The organism is Microbacterium sp. GXF7504, from assembly GCF_054798235.1.
Map to the genome: position 1 here is coordinate 269,063 of NZ_JBSJZI010000001.1, position 17,018 is coordinate 286,080.

Below are 17,018 nucleotides of genomic sequence, written 5' to 3' on the forward strand. Positions count from 1 at the left end.
GCGACGGTCGGCCGGAGGCTTCTGGCCCGCTTGGCTCATTCTCCGTCGCTGACAGTACTGTCCGCTAGGGCGTGTCTGACAAATAGTTCGGTGGCGCGCTGAGAGAGTGGGGGTATGTCGCGGTTCCAGATGCTCTCGGATGCTCAGTGGTCGCTGATCGAGGGCTTGCTGCCGCGGCCTACGGGCCGGAAGGGTAGGCCGTTCTCGGACGCGCGGTCGATGGTCGAGGGGATCATCTACCGGTATCGGTGCGGGATCGCGTGGCGGGATCTGCCGGACGTGTTCGGGCCGTGGCAGACGGTGTGGACCTGGCATCACCGGCTCGCGGTGGACGGGACCTGGGACCGGGTGCTCGCGCAGCTCACGGCCGCCGCGGACGCGGCCGGGCTGGTGGACTGGTCGCTCTCGGTGGACCCGACGATAGCTCGCGCGCATCAGCACGCGACGAACGCGACCCGCCACACGGGGGGCTGGATCGAACTACACGAATCCGGCCGTCGAGCCGCCTGATCACGCGGTCGGCCGCTCCCGCGGCGGGCTGTCAACGAAGATCCACCAGCTCGTCGACGGCAACGGGCTCCCGCTGGTTGCCCTGCTGACCGCCGGTCAGGCGGGCGACTCGCCGATGTTCCTGCCGTTGATGACACACCTGCGGGTGGGCCGCGCGGTCGGCCGCCCGCGCACCCGCCCGGACGCCGTCCGCGGCGACAAAGCGTACTCGTCGCGCGCGATCCGCGGACACCTCCGTGCGCGCGGGATTAAGGCCGTGATCCCCGAGCCCGCCGACCAGCGAGGCCACCGAAAGCGTCGCGGATCACGCGGCGGCAGGCCCGTCGGCCTCGACACCGCCGACTACAAGAACCGGAACGTCATCGAGCGTCGCTACAGCCATCTCAAGCAGTGGCGCGGCCTCGCCACCCGCTACGACAAGCACGCCGTCGTCTACCGAGCCGCCGTCATCCTCAACGCCGTCATCGCCTGGACCAGACAATTGTCAGACACGCCCTACCCGCCGAGGCCCTTCCAGGCGGTGGTGCCGTCGGCCTCGACCTGCCGCTTCCACACCGGCAGCTCGCGCTTGATCGCCTCGATCACCTCGCGGCAGACCGTGAACGCCTCGTCGCGGTGCCCGCTCGCGACCGCGATGATCACGGCCGCGTCCCCCACCTCGAGCCGGCCGACGCGGTGGCTCACCGCGACGATCGCACCGGTGTCGCCGATCGCCCGTTCGGCGAGCGCGCGCAGCCCCTCCTCCGCGTCGGGGTGGGCGGAGTACTCCAGCGCCACGACCGCCGTCGCAGCATCCGGGTCGTTGTCGCGCACGCGGCCGACGAACGTCGTGAGGGCGCCGGATGCGGCGTCGTCGACGGCGCGCAGGTGCGCGTCGAGGTCGAGCGGCTCCGCGGTGACGCGGGCGAGGGCGACGGTCATCGGTGGTCTCCTCCGTCGAGCTGGTCGAGCACGTGCGCGGCGACCGACAGCACCACCGGCACCCCGGAGGCGACGGCCGCGGGCTTGCCGGGCAGGTTCACCACGAGCGCGTCGCCCGCGATCCCGGCCAGGCCCCGGGTCAGCATCCCTGCGGGCTTCTCCGCCGCGCCGAGCCGCCGCAGCTCCTCGGCGATGCCGGGCAGCTCGCGGTCGAGCACGCGCGCGGTGCCCTCGGGCGTGCGGTCGCGCGGGGCGATCCCGGTGCCGCCGGTGGTGAGCACGAGCCGGGCGCCGTCGGCGAGGCGGGCGCGGATGGCGGCCTCGACGCTGTCGGCGCCGTCGGGCACGATCACGGCGTCCGGGCAGTCCCAGCCGGCCTCACGCAGCATCGCCACGCCGACCGGTCCGGAGGCGTCCTCGCGCAGGCCCGCAGCCGACCGGTCGGACACCGTGATGATCGCCGCCCGCCGCATGCCCCCAGCCTATTGCCGGGATGCGGCCGGTTCCGCCGCCCGACGCCCTTCGGCGGTCTCGGTGATGCGGGCGGCCATGCCGGGGAAGATCAGCGCGTGGAACGGCAGCACGAGCAACCAGTACGCCCGCCCGGCGAGCCCCCGCGGGAAGAACACCGCGCGCTGTTCGTACCGGGCGCCGTCCCCGTCGGCGACCGCCCCGAGTTCGAGCCACGCGAGCCCGGGCACCTTCATCTCGGCGCGCAGCCGCAGCATCCGCCCAGGTTCGAGCGCCTCGACCCGCCAGAAGTCGATCGCGTCGCCCACGACCGCGGTGGTGCGGCTCCGGCGGCCACGACGCAGCCCGACGCCACCGACGAGCCGGTCCATCCAGCCGCGCAGCGCCCACAGCCACGGCGTCGAGTACCAGCCGTTCTGACCGCCGATGCCGATGATCACGCGCCACACGTCCTCGACGGATGCGGTCGTGCGCACCGTCCGCACATCGGTGAAGACCGTCTTCCCGGCCCAGTCAGGGTCGCTCGGCAGCGGGTCGCTCGGCAGCCCCGAGACCTCGGCGTCCTGCCAGCTCGTCTCCACCGCGTCCGCGTCGACCCGGCCGAGCGCGAGCTGCACGGCGCGGCGGTACGGGGTGAGTCCGCCCTCCGGCGGCGGGATGAGGTCGCCCACCGCGTCGTCCTTCACGACGCACTCGTTCTCGAGCGATGCGATGAGCGGCCGTGCGATCGACGGCGGCACGGGGGTCACGAGCCCCACCCACAGCGACGCCAGGCGCGGGGTGAGCACCGGAAGCGCCGCGATCGCGCGTTGGCGCAGCCCCGCCTCCAGCGCGTACCCGTTCATCATCTGGCCGTACCGGAGCACGTCCGGGCCGCCGATGTCGACCGCGCGGTTCACGCCGGCGTCCACCCGGACGGCGCCGAGCAGGTAGTGCAGCACGTCGCGGACCGCGATCGGCTGGATGCGGTTGCGCACCCAGCGCGGGGCGGGCATGTACGGCAGCACCTCGGTGAGGTGCCGCACCATCTCGAACGACGCCGACCCCGACCCGATGACGACCCCGGCCTGCAGCACGATCGCCGGCACGTCGGTGTCGAGGAACACCTCCCCCACCTCGACCCGGGATCGCAGGTGCGGCGAGAGCGGCACACCGTCGGGGTGCAGGCCGCCGAGGTAGACGATGCGGCGGACGGATGCGGTCGCCGCAGCCTCCGCTACGGCGCGGGCGGCGCGGAGGTCTGCCGCTTCGAAGTCCTTCCCCGCGCCCATGGAGTGGACGAGGTAGTAGAGCACGTCGACGTCGGCGGTCGCCGCGCGGATCGCGTCCGTGTCGTCGGCGGCCCCCGCGACCACTTCGACGTCGCCGCTCCAGGCGAAGCCGCCGACCCGGGCCGGGGTGCGCGCCAGCACGCGCACGCGGTAACCGGCGGCCACGAGCCGCGGCGTGAGCCGCCCGCCGATGTACCCGGTGGCGCCGATGACGAGCGCGCGCGGGGCGGTGCCGTCGGCGCGGGGCTCGGCCCGCAGTGCGGGCTCGGTGCCGGAGGGGGCGCTCAGCGTCTGCATCCGGCAACGATAGGTGCGACCGGATGCGGCCGCGCTCCCTTGCGGCGGCGGGGCCGCAGGGGTATCGGCCGCCGCGCCGGGCCGGGGCGTCAGCCGCAGCGCTCGAGCCGCACGACGACCGCCTTCGACGTCGGCGTGCCCGACACGTCGGCGACCGACTCCAACGGCACCAGCACGTTCGTCTCCGGGTAGTACGCGGCGACGTTCCGGCGCGGGGTGTCGTACGCCACGAGCCGGAACCGCTCGGCGCGACGCTCCTCGAGGTGCCCGTCGGGACCCGTCCACTCCGAGACGAGGTCGACGACGTCGTCCTCGCGGAACCCGGCCGCCGCGATGTCCTCCGCGTTGATGAGCACCACCCGGCGCCCGTCGTGGATACCGCGGTAGCGGTCGTCCTTGCCGTAGATCGTGGTGTTGTACTGGTCGTGCGAGCGGAGGGTCTGCAGGAGCAGTCGCCCCTCCGGGATGTGCGGGTACTCCAACGCGTTCACGGTGAAGTGCGCGAGGCCGTCGCTCGTGGCGAACCGCCGCTCGTCGCGCGGCCCGTTCGGGAGGAAGAACGTGCGCCCCTTGTCGATGCGGCGCTCGTAGTCCTCGAAGCCGGGCACCACGTGCTCGATGTGCGCGCGGATGCGGGCGTAGTCCATCTCGAGCCCGGTCCAGTCGGCGCGCGGTGCGTTCTCCGGCCGCGCCTCGGCCCGCTCGCCGAAGAGGAGGTCGCACAGGCGCGCGACGATCGCGACCTCGCTGAGGAGGTCCTCGACGGGCGGCGCGAGCCGGCCGCGCGAGGAGTGCACGGCCCCCATCGAGTCCTCGACCGAGACGCGCTGCTCGACGCCGCCGCGGCGGTCGCGGTCGGTGCGGCCGAGGACGGGGAGGATGATCGCGCGCTTCGCGGTGTCGACGTGCGAACGGTTGAGCTTCGTCGACACCTGCACGCTGAGGTCGAGCTTGGCCATGCCGCGCTGCACGACCTCGGTGTCGGGGGTGGCGGAGATGAAGTTGCCGCCAAGGCCCATGAAGAAGCGCACCCGGCCCTCGTCCATCGCGCGGATCGCGGCGACGGTGTCGAAGCCGTGCTCGCGCGGCGGGGCGAACGAGAACTCGGCGGCGAGTGCGTCGAGGAAGGCGTCGGAGGGCTTCTCGTAGATGCCGACGGTGCGGTCTCCCTGCACGTTGGAGTGGCCGCGCACCGGGCACACGCCGGCACCGGGCCGGCCGATGTTCCCCTGCAGCAGCAGCACGTTCACGACCTCGCGGAGCGTGGGCACCGAGTGCTTGTGCTGGGTCAGTCCCATCGCCCAGCACACGATCGTCGCGGACGACGCCCGGACGGCTTCGGCGATCTCGCGCAGCTCCGCCTCCGACAGGCCGGTCGCGGTCTCGAGCTCGGGCCAGGATGCGGCGGCCATCGCGTCGCGGTAGGCCTCGAAGCCGCTGGTGTACGCGCGGACGAAGTCCTGGTCGACGACACCGCCCTCGCGCGCCTCGACCTCGAGCAGGTGCTTCCCGATCGCCTGGAACAGGGCCTGGTCGCCGCCGAGGCGGATCTGCACGAACCGGTCGGCGATGGGGGTGCCGCCCAGCAGCACGCCCTTCACCGTCTGGGGGTTCTCGAACCGCTGGAGCCCGGCCTCCGGCAGCGGGTTCACCGCGATGACCTTCGCGCCGTTCTGCTTCGCCTTCTCGAGGGCGCTCAGCATCCGCGGGTGGTTGGTGCCCGGGTTCTGCCCGGCGACGATGATGAGGTCGGCCTTGTAGACGTCCTCGATCGAGACGGTGCCCTTGCCGATGCCGATCGTCTCGGTGAGCGCCGATCCCGACGACTCGTGGCACATGTTGGAGCAGTCGGGGAGATTGTTCGTGCCGATGCCGCGCACGAGCAGCTGGTAGAGGAACGCCGACTCGTTCGAGGCGCGGCCGGACGTGTAGAAGACGGCCTCGTCGGGGTCGTCGAGCCCGCGGATCGCGTCGGCGACCTCGCGCAGCGCGTCGTCCCACGAGATGGGCGTGTAGTGGGTCGCGCCCTCCTCCAGGACCATCGGGTGGGTGAGGCGTCCTTGCTGGCCGAGCCACCAGTCGTCGTGGGCGCGGAGCTCGTCGATGGAGTGCGCGGCGAAGAACTCCGGACCCACCCGGCGCAGCGTCGCCTCCTCGGCGACCGCCTTCGCGCCGTTCTCGCAGAACTCCGCGATGTGCCGGCGCTCGTTCTCGGGCCAGGCGCAGCCGGGACAGTCGAAGCCGTCCTTCTGGTTGACGCGCAGGAGGGTCCGGATGCTGCGCGTCACGCCCATCTGCTCGTTCGCCATCTGCAGCGCGTGCAGCACGGCGGGCACGCCGACGGCCTTCTTCTTCGGCGCGGAGACGTGCAGCTTGGTCTCGTCGATGTCGGAGGTCGGGGGCTTCGTCGCCATACCTCTGATAGTAGGGGTTGCGCCGCGGCACCCGGGCCGGTTAGCACAACCGCACCGTCGCGCGCGACCCACCCTGTTCCGCCGCGGGGCCTGGGCAACGTGGAAGGATGACGAATTCTCACGATGCTCCGCGCCTCGAGGTCGACGACGTCATCGTCGTCGACAAACCCCGGGTGCGCACGGCGATCAGCGGCACCGTCGTCGGCAATTTCATGGAATGGTTCGACTTTGGGATCTACGGCTACCTCGCCGTGACGCTCGCCGCCGTGTTCACGGCAGACCTGCCCGAACCCTGGGGCCTGCTGGTCACCCTGCTCGGTTTCGCCGTCTCGTTCCTCGTCCGCCCGATCGGCGGGCTGGTCCTCGGACCGCTCGGCGACCGCATCGGCCGCCAGCGCGTCCTCTTCCTCACGATGGCCATGATGGCCGCCGCCACCGCCCTCATCGGTGTGCTGCCCACCTCCGCCCAGATCGGGCTGTGGGCGATCGTGCCGCTGTACGTCCTGAAGATGATCCAGGGCTTCTCCACCGGCGGCGAGTACGCCGGGGCGACGACCTACGTGTCCGAGTTCTCCCCCGACCGCACCCGCGGATTCTGGTCGTCCTGGTTGGACGTCGGCTCGTACGTCGGCTTCGCGGCCGGCGCCTCGGTCGTCGCCCTGACCTCGCTCGTCACGACGAACCTCTGGGGCGAGGACGCCATGGTCGACTTCGGCTGGCGCATCCCGTTCCTCGTCGCGATCCCCCTCGGCATCGTCGCCATCTGGTTCCGGCTCCGCATCCCGGAGACCCCCACGTTCGAGCACGAGCAGGAGGTCACCGACACCGCCCACGTCGACACCGCCCACGACCCGATGGCACGCCACGGCGTCCTCGGCATCCTCCGCCACCACTGGCGCGAGGTGCTCATCGGCATCGCCATCGTGGCGGCCACGAACACCGCGGGCTACGCGCTCACGAGCTACATGCCGACGTACCTCGAGTCCGTGGTCGGGGTGTCGAACCTCGGCGCCGCGGTCGCGACGGTGCCGGTGCTGCTCGTCATGTCGGCGTGCCTGCCGCTCATCGGCCGCCTCAGCGACCGCATCGGGCGCAAGCCCGTCTACCTCATCGCCGCGGGGTCGACGATCGTGCTCATGGTGCCGGCGTTCGCGGTCATGCAGATCGGCGAGGAGTGGGCCGTGTTCGTCGCGCTCGCGATGGTCGCGATCCCGGTGGCGTTCTACGTCGCGGTGGCCGCATCCGCCCTTCCGGCGCTGTTCCCGACCGCGAGCCGGTTCGGTGCGATGGCGATCGCCTACAACGTGTCGGTGTCGCTCTTCGGCGGCACGACCCCGCTGTTCAGCCAGGGGCTCATCGAGCTCACCGGCAACACGTACATGCCGGCGTTCTACATCATGTTCTTCGCCGCGATCGGTGCGCTGGCGCTGCTCGCCATGCGGGAGACGGCGAAGCGGCCGCTGCTCGGCTCGGTGCCGGCGGTCGAGACCGAGGCGGAGGCGGAGGACCTCGTCGAGCACCAGGACGAGAACCCGTACATCGACACCTCCACGATGCCGCTCACGCCGGTGGGTGCGGACGCCCCGGATGCGCCGGCGACTCGCGACGCAGCAGCGGAGCGAACGCCGCAGCCGTGACCAGCACGGCGCCCGCACCCACGAGCGCACCACCGATGGTGTCGCTCACCCAGTGGGCGTGGAGATAGGTGCGACTGAACGCCATCAGCACGACCCAGAGCGCACCCGCCACCGCCACCCAGACGCGTGGGAACAGGACGAACGCGACGACCGCCAGCGTCGCCGCGTTGGCCGCGTGGCCGGAGGGGAACGATCCGTAGTCGCTGACGACGATGATCTCCTCCGGCCGCGCCCGCCCGAACAGGTGCTTGAGCGCCTGCACCAGCCCGGCGCTCACGAGTTGCGCCGCGACGAGGAACGCCGCGCTCCGCGGCCGCCGGAAGAGCAGGAGGAGCACGGCGCCGGCGACCGTGACGATCACGCTCGCCCAGACGCCGCCGACCACTCCCAGCGTCAGGGAGAAGACCTCGAGCCACGTCACGCGCCACTTGACGAGCGCCGAGTTCCATGCCGTGTCCATGGCGAACGGCGCCGGCCCCTGCAGCGAGATCCACGCGCCCAGCGCCGACGCCAGCACGAGCAGCACCAGTCCCGGCAGGAGGAGACGAGAGACGGGCCGCAGCAGTGCTTCCATCGGGCCATTCTGCCCGCTGCGCACCGGCCCCCGGGTCAGGGTGTGAGCAGTTCGACCGTCCGCGGCCGCACGATGGCCCAGAGCGCGGCGACGGCGATGATCGAGCAGCCGACCATGACCGAGGCCATCGTGGTCGCGGTGATGCCCGCATCCCGTGCCAGCCAGCCGACGAGGGGCGAGATGATCCCGGCGACGCCGAAGTTCGTCGCGCCGATGATCGACTGCGCGGTGCCGGCGGCCGACCCGTGCCGGTCGAGCGCGAGCACCTGCACGCAGGGGAAGGTGAAGCCCGCGGCGGTCATGAAGACGAACAGCGGCACCACGGTGCCCCACAGGCCCAGGCCGAGCTGGTCGGTGACGACGATCGCGACGGCGGCGAGCGCGAGCGCCGCGGTCGAGAACGCCAGCACCCACTGCGGGCCGAAGCGGGCGGCGAGCCGTGCGGCGAGCTGGGTGCCGGCGGCGACGCCGATCGAGTTCGCGGCGAAGAGGATGCCGTACTGCTGCGCATCGAAGCCGTAGCTCTCCTGGAACAGGAACGACGACGCGGACAAATACGAGAACAGGCCGGAGAAGCTCATGCCGCCGATGATGAGCACGCCCACGAACACCCGATCGCCGAACACCTCCCGGTAGCGCTGCCGGGCGGTGGTGCCGCCGCGCTCCTGCCGACGGGCTTTGGGCAGCGTCTCGGGGAGGAGGAAGAGCGAGCAGACGAGCATGACCGCGCCGTAGACCGCGAGCACCACGAAGATGCCGCGCCACGGCATGACGCCGAGGAGCCACGAGCCCACGAGCGGCGCGAGCACGGGCGCGACGCCGGAGACGAGCGCGAGCCGTGACAGCATGACCACGAGCCGCTTGCCGCCGAACAGGTCGCGCACGATGGCGGCGGCCACGACACCGCCCGCCGCGGCACCGGCGCCCATGAGCACGCGGGCGGCGCCGAGCAGCAGCAGGTCGGGGGCGATCGCCGCGGCGGTGCTGGCCACCACGTGCACCCCGGTCACGACGAGCAGCGGCACCCGGCGCCCGAGCTTGTCGCTGAGGGGCCCCACGATGAGCTGGCCGAGTGCGAACCCGATCATGGTGCCGGTGAGCGTCAGCTGGATCGCCGCCGCCGTCGTGTCGAAGTCGCGCTCGAGCGTCGGGAACGCCGGCAGGTACAGGTCGATCGTGAACGGGCCGAGCGCGGTCAGCGCCCCGAGCAGCAGCACGTACAGCAGGCGGCGGCGGCCCGACATCGCGTCGCCCGGGTGCAGCATGATCGGCGCGGTGCGCGGGTTCGCGCCGAGGGTGCGGATGGCGCCGGTGGGGCTGTGCGGGATGCGGAGGCTCCCGGTGGTGGTGGGTGCGGGGGTGTGCTCGGGCACGGACGACGTCGCTTCCGGATTCGGGGGATGGTCCCGAACGAAACGATTCGGGACGGACCGTCCGATGCTAGTCGAACCGGCCCGGTATGGTGACGACGTGACCGAGCCCACGCATCCGAAGCGTCCCGCCGTCGTGATCGCCGCCGTCGTCTTCGTGGCGGTCGGCGCCGCCGTCAGCATCGTCGGCGGTCTCCTGATCCTGCTGAGCCGCTATCAGGTGCCCGCCGACGACGTGCTGGCGGTGTCGCTCCTCGGGGCCGCGACCGTGCTCTTCGGGCTGCTGAACCTGGCGCTGGCCGCCGGGATCGGACGCGGCAGCCGGCTCGCGCGCCTGCTCGTCACCGTCTTCGCGGTGCTCGAGATCGCGACGCAGGTGGTCACGGTGGTGCGAACCGACGGCTGGGACGCGTCGGCGCTCGTCGACCTGTCGCTGAACGTGCTCGTGCTCGCGGCGCTGTGGCTGCCGCCGGGCGCCCGCTACTTCCGCCGCGCAGTCGAGGCGGCACCCACCACCGCCGCTGCCTGAGCGAGCGACCTGCGCACGAAGCGCAGCTGCACGAGCCGGATCGCCTCGATCACGAGGACCGCGGCGATCGTGAACCCGGTGAGGGCCCATGCGGCCTTCTCCCCCGGGTCGACGAGCTGGAAGAACTGCGTGCTCAGCGGCACGGTGAACAGCGCGATGAGCGCGACGAACATGGCCCCGACGACGAGCACCTTGAACCGGTTCAGCGGACGGGCGAGGATCGCGAGGATCCAGATGCCCACGACCGCGAGGATGATGGTCGACCCGGTGCGCAGCTGGTCCATCTCCACGCCGAGCGACCGCGAGACGAGCGTGTACCCGGTGAGGGTGAGCGCGACGACGATGCCGGCGGGGATCGCGAACGACAACGAGCGCCGCAGGAACCCGGGGATGTAGCGCTGCGCGTTCGGCATGAGCGCGAGGAAGAACGCCGGGATGCCGATGGTCAGGCCGTCCGTGATCGACATCTGCCGGGGCAGGAACGGGAACTCCAGCACGAGCAGGCCGAACAGGAGGGCGAGGCCGGTGGCGTAGGCGGTCTTCGTGAGGAACAGCATCGAGACCCGCTCGATGTTCGCGATGACCTGGCGGCCCTCGGCCACCACGTCCGGCAGGTGCGAGAACCGCCCGTCGAGCAGCACGAGCCGGGCGACCGCCTTCGTCGCCGCGGCGCCCGAGTTCATCGCGATGCCGATGTCGGCGGTCTTGATCGCGAGCGCGTCGTTCACGCCGTCGCCGGTCATCGCGACCGTGTGGCCGCGGCTCTGGAGCGCGGTGACCATGTCCTTCTTCTGCTCGGGGGTCACCCGGCCGAACACACGGTGGGTCTCGAGCACCTCGGCGAGCTCCGCCTCGTCGGTCGGCAGCATCCGGGCGTCGTAGCCGTCGACCACGTCGACGCCGACCTGCCGGGCGATGGCGGCGACCGTGCGCGGGTTGTCACCGGAGATGATGCGGATGCCGACGCCCTGCGCGTCGAAGTAGGCGAGGGTGCTCGCGGCGTCGTCGCGCACCTGCTCGCGGAAGGTGACCACGACGGCGGGCACGAGGTCGGCGGGCAGGAGCTCCGCCTCGACCTCGGCGTCCGTGAGGGGCGCCGGGCTGTGGCCGAGGACGAGCGTGCGAAGGCCCGCAGCCGCCTCGCGCAGCACGACCGCGCCGAGGGCGTCGTCGGGGTCGGTCGCCCGTGCACCGAACACCATCTCCGGCGCACCCAGCACCCACGTGCCCGTGGTGAGGCTCACCGCGCTCCATTTGCGGGCGGACGAGAACGCGATCGTGGCGAGGGCAGCCTCGCCCGGGTCGGCGAAGTCGCCGGCGAGACAGCGGGAGGTCGCGTTCGCGTCGGGCGCCGCCCCGTACCAGCCGAGCGCCGACTCCCAGCCGGCGGCGGCGCCGGCGAGCGGGTGGGATGCGGCGAAGTCGATGTCGCCGACGGTGAGCGTGCCGGTCTTGTCGAGGCACACCACGTCGACGCGGGCGAGCCCCTCCACCGCGGGCAGCTCGTTGACGAGCACCTGCTTGCGGGCGAGCTTGGCGGCGCCGACGGCGAACGCGATCGAGGTCATGAGCACGAGCCCGAGCGGGATCATCGCGGTGAGCGAGGCGATCGTGTTCACCACGGCCTGCACCCAGTGGCCGTTCGCGAAGGCGTGCTCCCAGCCGCCGGCGACCTGGATCTGCGCGTTCAGCACGAGCAGGCCGATGGGGCCGATCCCCCACCCGACCCAGCGGAGCACCCGGTTGATCGAGGTGCGCAGTTCGCTCCCCACCATCGAGAACCGCTTGGCCTCGGCCGCGAAGCGGTTGGCGTACGAGTCGGCGCCGACCCGGTTCACGCGGGCGTGGCCGGAACCGCCGACGACGACCGAGCCGGAGAGCGCCTCGTCGCCGGGGCGTTTGTCGACCGCATCCGATTCCCCGGTGAGCATGGACTCGTCGATCTGCAGGCCGCGGACGTCGACCACCTCGGCGTCCGCCGGCACCTGGTCGCCCGCGCGCAGCACGAGCACGTCGTCGAGCACGACCTCCGCGGGCGCGATCTCGGCCTCGACGCCGTCGCGGAGCACGCGGGCGCGAGGGGCGTTGAGCAGGGCGAGCTTGTCGAGCGCGGCCTTCGCGCGGAACTCCTGCACGCAGCCGATGATGGCGTTCGCGAACGCGGCGAGGCCGAAGAGGGCGTCCTGCCAGCGGCCGACGAGCAGGAGCACGAGGAAGCACGCGCCGACGATGCCGTTGAACAGGGTGAACACGTTCGCTCTGACGATGCTGCCGATGCTGCGCGAGCTGTCGGCCTCGAACGCGTTCGTGCGTCCGTCCCGGCGCCGCTCGTCGACCTCGGCGGCGCTCAGCCCCGTCAGGGCCTGCTCGGCCCGCTCCCCCGTGTGCATGCGCTCATGCTATCGACGCCGCATCCCGCCGCCCTTTCCCGCGCTCGCTCCCGGCGATGGACGCCGAAACTGCAACTGGGCGCCGAGACTGCGGAGTTACCCCGCTGTCTCGGCGCCCAGATGCAGTCTCGCGGTTCGGTCAGCCCTTCGTGGCGCCGGCGAGCAGGCCGCGGACGAAGAAGCGCTGCAGCGCGAAGAACACGATCAGCGGCACGAGGATCGAGATGAACGTACCGGCCGACTGCAGGTACCACTGGTTGCCCCATGTGCCCGACAACGAGTTCAGGGTCTGGGTCAGCGGCAGCGACGAGGATGGCGCGAAGATCGTCGCCACGAGCAGGTCGTTCCACACCCACAGGAACTGGAAGATCGCGAACGAGGCGATCGCGGGCATCGCCAGCGGCAGGATGATCCGGAAGAAGATCTGCCCGTGCCCGGCACCGTCCACGCGCGCGGCCTCGATGAGCTCGCCCGGGATCTCCGAGATGAAGTTGTGGAGCAGGAAGATCGCCAGCGGCAGCGCGAAGATCGCGTGCGCGATCCACACCGTTGCGAAGCTGTGGTCCACGTCGCGCAGCGTGAAGCCGGGGAAGATGTTCACGTCGCCGATCGTGAGACCGCGGGAGAACATCGTCAGCAGCGGCACGAGCGCCATCTGGATCGGCACGATCTGCAGTGCGAACACCGCGACGAAGGCGAAGCCGCGCCCGCGGAACGGGATCCACGCGAAGGCGTATGCGGCCAGCGCCGCGATCGCGATCGGGATGATGGTCGCCGGGATCGAGATCGCCAGCGAGTTGATGAACGAGTCGCCGAGGGTGAGCGTGGTGCCGCCCGCGGTCAGCGCCTGGAAGTAGTTCTCCAGGGTGAACTGCGGGTCGACGAAGAACGTCCACCACCCGGTGGTCATCGACTCCGAGCCGGGGCGGAACGAGGTGACGAACAGCCCGAACGTGGGGATGGTCCAGAACACCGCGATGATGACGGCGGTGATGGTGGCACCCTTCGAGGTGAGCCGCTTCTGCGCCTCGCTCTCGCTCTTGCGGGTGCGGCGGGCCTCGTCCCGGCGCGCCTTCGCGCTGAGGGTGGGGACGGTGTCGATCGAGGCCATCAGCGGATCTCCTTCTGCTTACGCATCTGCCGCACGTTGTAGATGATGAGCGGCAGCACGAAGATGAACAGCACGACCGCCAGGGCCGAGGAGTGCCCGTAGCTCTGGAACCGCTGCTGCTGGTTGACCATCTCGAAGGCGAGCACCGTCGAGTTGGAGCGGCCACCGGTCATGACGGCGACGATGTCGTACACCTTCAGCGACGCGATGGTGATCGTGGTCAGCACGACGATGAGCGAGGAGCGGATGCCGGGGAGCGTCACGTTCCGGAACCGTTCCCAGGCGTTCGCGCCGTCGAGCGACGCGGCCTCGATCTGCTCGGTCGGCACCGCCTTGATCGCGGCGGAGAGGATGACCATCGCGAACCCGGTCTGGGTCCAGATGAACACCGCGAGCAGGCAGAAGGTGTTGATGAGCGGCTGGGCGTCGAGCCAGCTGACCGGCTCGCCGCCGAACATCGTGATGATGGCGTTGAGCAGACCGATCTGCTGCCCCTGGCGGTAGTCGTAGATGAACTTCCAGATGATGCCGGCGCCGACGAACGAGATGGCGTACGGCATGAAGACGAAGACCTTCAGCACCTTCTCGCCGCGGGCCCTGTCGATGAAGACCGCGTAGGCGAGACCGATGCAGGTGGAGAAGATCGGCGCGACCAGCGCCCAGATGAGGGTGTTGATGACCGACCAGAAGCCGTCGGGGTTGGTGAAGGTCCAGATGTAGTTCTCGAACCAGACGAAGTTGTCGCCGGTCTTGTCGTAGAACGACTTGATGATCGTCGAGATCGCCGGGTAGACGAGGCCGACGAGGACCATCGCGAGCGCGGGCGCGAGGAACAGCACGAGCTGGAAGCCGTAGCCCTCGCCCGCACGGGCGCGGTAGTCGGCGAAGAACAGCAGCGCGCCGGCGAACAGGCCGATCGCGACGACGTAGACGACCGCGTTCTGGTAGGGCCGCAGCAGCATGAACGCGATGATCGGGATGAGGATGCTGGCGCCCAGGCGCAGCCAGAAGTAGCCCTTGCCGGGGCGGGGCGCGAACTCGATGAGGAGCAGCAGCACGCCGACGACCACGCCGAACACGACCACGACGATCGGGATCTGCAGGAGCGGCGGCAGGTTGCCGAGCCAGATGAAGAAGGTGTTGAGCGAGAAGCCGATGGTGGTGGGTGCGGCGTCGGGGTTGCCGGAGCTCGCCAGCAGGAGGACGAGCATCGCCACCAGTCCGACACCGGAGACGATCGCGATGATCCCCGCGGCGCGTTTCAGCGTGGACGATTTCTGCCGCGGCGCTGCGGCGTCGGAACGTGTGACCGGAGGTGTGCCGGTCTGCGTGGGCGTGGACATCTCTCCCCTGTCTCCCTCGGTGCGTCGAGAACGATGGGGCCGCCCGTCTCCGGGCGACCCCACCGCATCATGCGTCGGTCAGTTCTCGTAACCGGCCTGGATCTCCTCGAGCACGGCGTCGGTCGACTTGCCGTCGATCCAGTTGACCATGCCCTTCCAGAAGGATCCGGAGCCCACGGTGGCGGGCATCAGGTCGGATGCGTCGAAGCGGACGACGGTGTTCGGGTCCTGCAGCAGCGTCATCGCGTCGGTGAGGAACTCGCTGGAGGCGAGCGACGGGTCGGCGCCCTGGTTCGCCGAGATCACGCCGCCGAGGGCGACACGGGCGTCTGCGAACTCCGGGCTCGACATGAACTCGAGCACCTTGACCACGTTCTCGTCGTCGGAGAACGCGGCGACGAACTCGCCACCGGCCTCGACGTAGGTCTCGCCGCCCTCTTCGAAGCCGGGGAGGAGGAACGCGTACACGTCGCCGTCGGGGGCGACCGTGACCGGCTCACCGGCGGAGTTCGTCACGTCGAGGAAGTTCGACGAGAGGAACGACGCCTGGTGGGTCAGCGCGCAGGTGCCGTCGGCGACCGGGGCCGCGACGTCGGCGAACGCGGTGGAGTTGATGCTCCGCACGTCACCGAACCCGGCGTTGACGTAGTTCGGGTCGAGCAGGATGGTGCCGAGGGTCTCGAACGCCTCCTTGATGGGGGCGTCGGTGAACTTCACCTCGTCGGCGACCCACTGGTCGTAGACCTCGGGGCCGGACTGACGGAGCACGAGGTCCTCGATCCAGTCGGTGCCCGGCCAGCCCGAGGCGTCGCCGGACGCGAAGCCGGCGCACCACGGGGCGTTGCCGGTCGTCTGCTGGATGGTCTGGGTGAGCGTCATCATCTCGTCCCAGGTCTTCGGGACCTCGACGCCCCACTCCGCGAAGCTCTTCGGGGAGTACCAGACGTAGCCCTTGACGTTGGCGAGCATGGGGGCCGCGTAGAAGGTGTCGTCGACCGTGCCGTACGACTTCCAGTCGGCCGACCAGTACTCGTCGACGTTGGCCTCGACGCCCTCGGGCGCGGGCTTGACCTCGCCGGTCTCGACGAGGCTCTTGAGCAGACCGGGCTGCGGGACGATCGCGATGTCGGGGGCCGAGCCTCCGGCCACCTTCGTCACGATGTTGCCCTCGAAGCTCTTGTCGCCGGTGTACTCGACCTTGATGCCGGTCTCCTCGGTGAACTCGGCGAACGCCTCGTTCAGCGCGTCCGCCTCGGTGCCGGTGATACCGCCCGAGATCTTGACCGTCGAGCTGCCCGACGAGCTGCCGCTGTCGGAGCTCTCTGCACACCCGGTCAGCGCCAGGCCGGCGACACCGGCGATGGCGAAGGGCACCAGAAGACGGCGCCGCTGTGTCGTGAGCATGTGATTCCTCTCCTCATTGAGCGGCGGACATCATGGTCCGCCACATCAGATCCACTCGGGAACCGATTCCATGCAACCGTAAGGGAATCGGGTCGCCATCACAATACAGCTCCATCACGAGTCGGTAAAGACGACGTTGGGAGCGCTCCCGGTGGCGTGTAGAGTGAATGAGAGCGCTCCCGTGATCAGGGCCTGTTCAGCAACCGGTTCCAGATCGGCGGCGATGTCCCATATCATGTGGACGGTCTATGACGGGTGGTCAGCGAGGAGGCGACCAGGGGTGAGCGGAATCGCGGATGTCGCGCGTCTGGCGGGCGTGTCGAAGTCGACCGCCAGCCGAGCGCTGAGCGGCGCGGGGTACGTCTCCCCCGCGACCCGCGAACGTGTCACCTCCGCCGCCGTCACCCTGGGCTACGTCCCGTCGACGAACGCGCAGAGTCTCGCGACCGGCCGCACCCAGAACGTGGGCGTGGTGATGCCGTACGTGAACCGGTGGTTCTTCGCGGAGGTGCTGGAGGGCATCCAGTCCGCACTGCTGGAGCGAGGCCTCGACCTGACGCTGTACGACGCGACGCCGGGTTCGGACCGGCGACGGCGGATCTTCGACGACTTCCTCGCCCGCAAGCGGTTCGACGGCCTCATCGCGGTGGGACTCGAGCCGCAGGAGGACGAGCTGGAGCGGATGCTGTCCCTGGGCAAACCCGTGGTCAGCGTCATCGGATCCGGCCCGCGCACGAGCGTCGTCACGATCGACGACGAGGATGCCGCGCATCGGG

At 70.6% G+C, this 17,018-nt stretch carries 13 protein-coding genes and 1 pseudogene; 4 read left to right on the plus strand and 10 right to left on the minus strand.

Going from position 1 to position 17,018, the window contains the following annotated elements:
• Positions 1 to 114: 114 nt before the first annotated feature.
• Positions 115 to 1,003 (plus strand): annotated as a pseudogene (locus ACWAUO_RS01310) (IS5 family transposase); the annotation flags it as partial.
• 2 nt (positions 1,004 to 1,005) lie between these two features.
• On the opposite strand, the gene ACWAUO_RS01315 reads toward ACWAUO_RS01310, so the two are convergent.
• The 4 genes from ACWAUO_RS01315 to ACWAUO_RS01330 all read right to left on the minus strand — a co-directional run bounded on the left by ACWAUO_RS01315 (position 1,006) and on the right by ACWAUO_RS01330 (position 5,884).
• Positions 1,006 to 1,431: a molybdenum cofactor biosynthesis protein MoaE gene (locus ACWAUO_RS01315; protein ID WP_460772398.1), complete on the minus strand. Its 426-nt coding sequence runs from the start codon at positions 1,429 to 1,431 to the stop codon at positions 1,006 to 1,008.
• A complete protein-coding gene (locus tag ACWAUO_RS01320) occupies positions 1,428 to 1,904 on the minus strand; it encodes a MogA/MoaB family molybdenum cofactor biosynthesis protein (protein WP_460772400.1) in 477 nt (158 codons plus the stop codon). Before ACWAUO_RS01320 ends, ACWAUO_RS01315 begins: the two co-directional genes overlap by 4 nt.
• 9 nt (positions 1,905 to 1,913) lie before the next feature.
• Positions 1,914 to 3,470 carry an SDR family oxidoreductase gene (locus ACWAUO_RS01325; protein ID WP_460772401.1) on the minus strand — a complete coding sequence of 519 codons (1,557 nt, stop codon included), beginning with the start codon at positions 3,468 to 3,470 and terminating at the stop codon, positions 1,914 to 1,916.
• A gap of 89 nt (positions 3,471 to 3,559) precedes the next feature.
• Positions 3,560 to 5,884, minus strand: a complete 2,325-nt coding sequence (locus tag ACWAUO_RS01330; RefSeq protein WP_460772403.1) for an FdhF/YdeP family oxidoreductase — start codon at positions 5,882 to 5,884, stop codon at positions 3,560 to 3,562.
• 107 nt (positions 5,885 to 5,991) lie between these two features.
• Between ACWAUO_RS01330 and ACWAUO_RS01335 the strand changes: the two genes are divergently transcribed.
• Positions 5,992 to 7,521 carry an MFS transporter gene (locus ACWAUO_RS01335; protein WP_460772404.1) on the plus strand — a complete coding sequence of 510 codons (1,530 nt, stop codon included), beginning with the start codon at positions 5,992 to 5,994 and terminating at the stop codon, positions 7,519 to 7,521.
• On the opposite strand, the gene ACWAUO_RS01340 is transcribed toward ACWAUO_RS01335, so the two are convergent.
• The gene (locus ACWAUO_RS01340; protein WP_460772405.1) at positions 7,445 to 8,095 is read right to left on the minus strand and encodes a phosphatase PAP2 family protein; all 651 of its coding nucleotides are present in this window, start codon (positions 8,093 to 8,095) and stop codon (positions 7,445 to 7,447) included. The genes ACWAUO_RS01335 and ACWAUO_RS01340 overlap by 77 nt on opposite strands.
• A 35-nt stretch (positions 8,096 to 8,130) precedes the next feature.
• The gene (locus ACWAUO_RS01345; protein ID WP_460772407.1) at positions 8,131 to 9,468 is read right to left on the minus strand and encodes a multidrug effflux MFS transporter; all 1,338 of its coding nucleotides are present in this window, start codon (positions 9,466 to 9,468) and stop codon (positions 8,131 to 8,133) included.
• 97 nt (positions 9,469 to 9,565) lie between these two features.
• Here ACWAUO_RS01345 and ACWAUO_RS01350 point away from each other — a divergent pair, with 97 nt between their 5' ends.
• Positions 9,566 to 9,994 carry a hypothetical protein gene (locus ACWAUO_RS01350; RefSeq protein WP_460772409.1) on the plus strand — a complete coding sequence of 143 codons (429 nt, stop codon included), beginning with the start codon at positions 9,566 to 9,568 and terminating at the stop codon, positions 9,992 to 9,994.
• On the opposite strand, the gene ACWAUO_RS01355 is transcribed toward ACWAUO_RS01350, so the two are convergent.
• The 4 genes from ACWAUO_RS01355 to ACWAUO_RS01370 form a co-directional block, all read right to left on the minus strand.
• Complete coding sequence (locus tag ACWAUO_RS01355) at positions 9,946 to 12,384, minus strand: HAD-IC family P-type ATPase (protein WP_460772411.1); 2,439 nt, start codon at positions 12,382 to 12,384, stop codon at positions 9,946 to 9,948. The genes ACWAUO_RS01350 and ACWAUO_RS01355 overlap by 49 nt on opposite strands.
• A 139-nt stretch (positions 12,385 to 12,523) precedes the next feature.
• Positions 12,524 to 13,495, minus strand: a complete 972-nt coding sequence (locus ACWAUO_RS01360) for a carbohydrate ABC transporter permease (protein ID WP_460772413.1) — start codon at positions 13,493 to 13,495, stop codon at positions 12,524 to 12,526.
• A complete protein-coding gene (locus ACWAUO_RS01365) occupies positions 13,495 to 14,838 on the minus strand; it encodes a carbohydrate ABC transporter permease (RefSeq protein ID WP_460772414.1) in 1,344 nt (447 codons plus the stop codon). Before ACWAUO_RS01365 ends, ACWAUO_RS01360 begins: the two co-directional genes overlap by 1 nt.
• 78 nt (positions 14,839 to 14,916) lie before the next feature.
• Positions 14,917 to 16,242, minus strand: coding sequence for an ABC transporter substrate-binding protein (locus ACWAUO_RS01370; protein WP_460772416.1), 1,326 nt, complete (start codon positions 16,240 to 16,242; stop codon positions 14,917 to 14,919).
• Between the two features lie 280 nt (positions 16,243 to 16,522).
• Here ACWAUO_RS01370 and ACWAUO_RS01375 point away from each other — a divergent pair.
• On the plus strand, positions 16,523 to 17,018 hold a 496-nt coding region (locus tag ACWAUO_RS01375; RefSeq protein WP_460772418.1), incomplete at its 3' end, for a LacI family DNA-binding transcriptional regulator.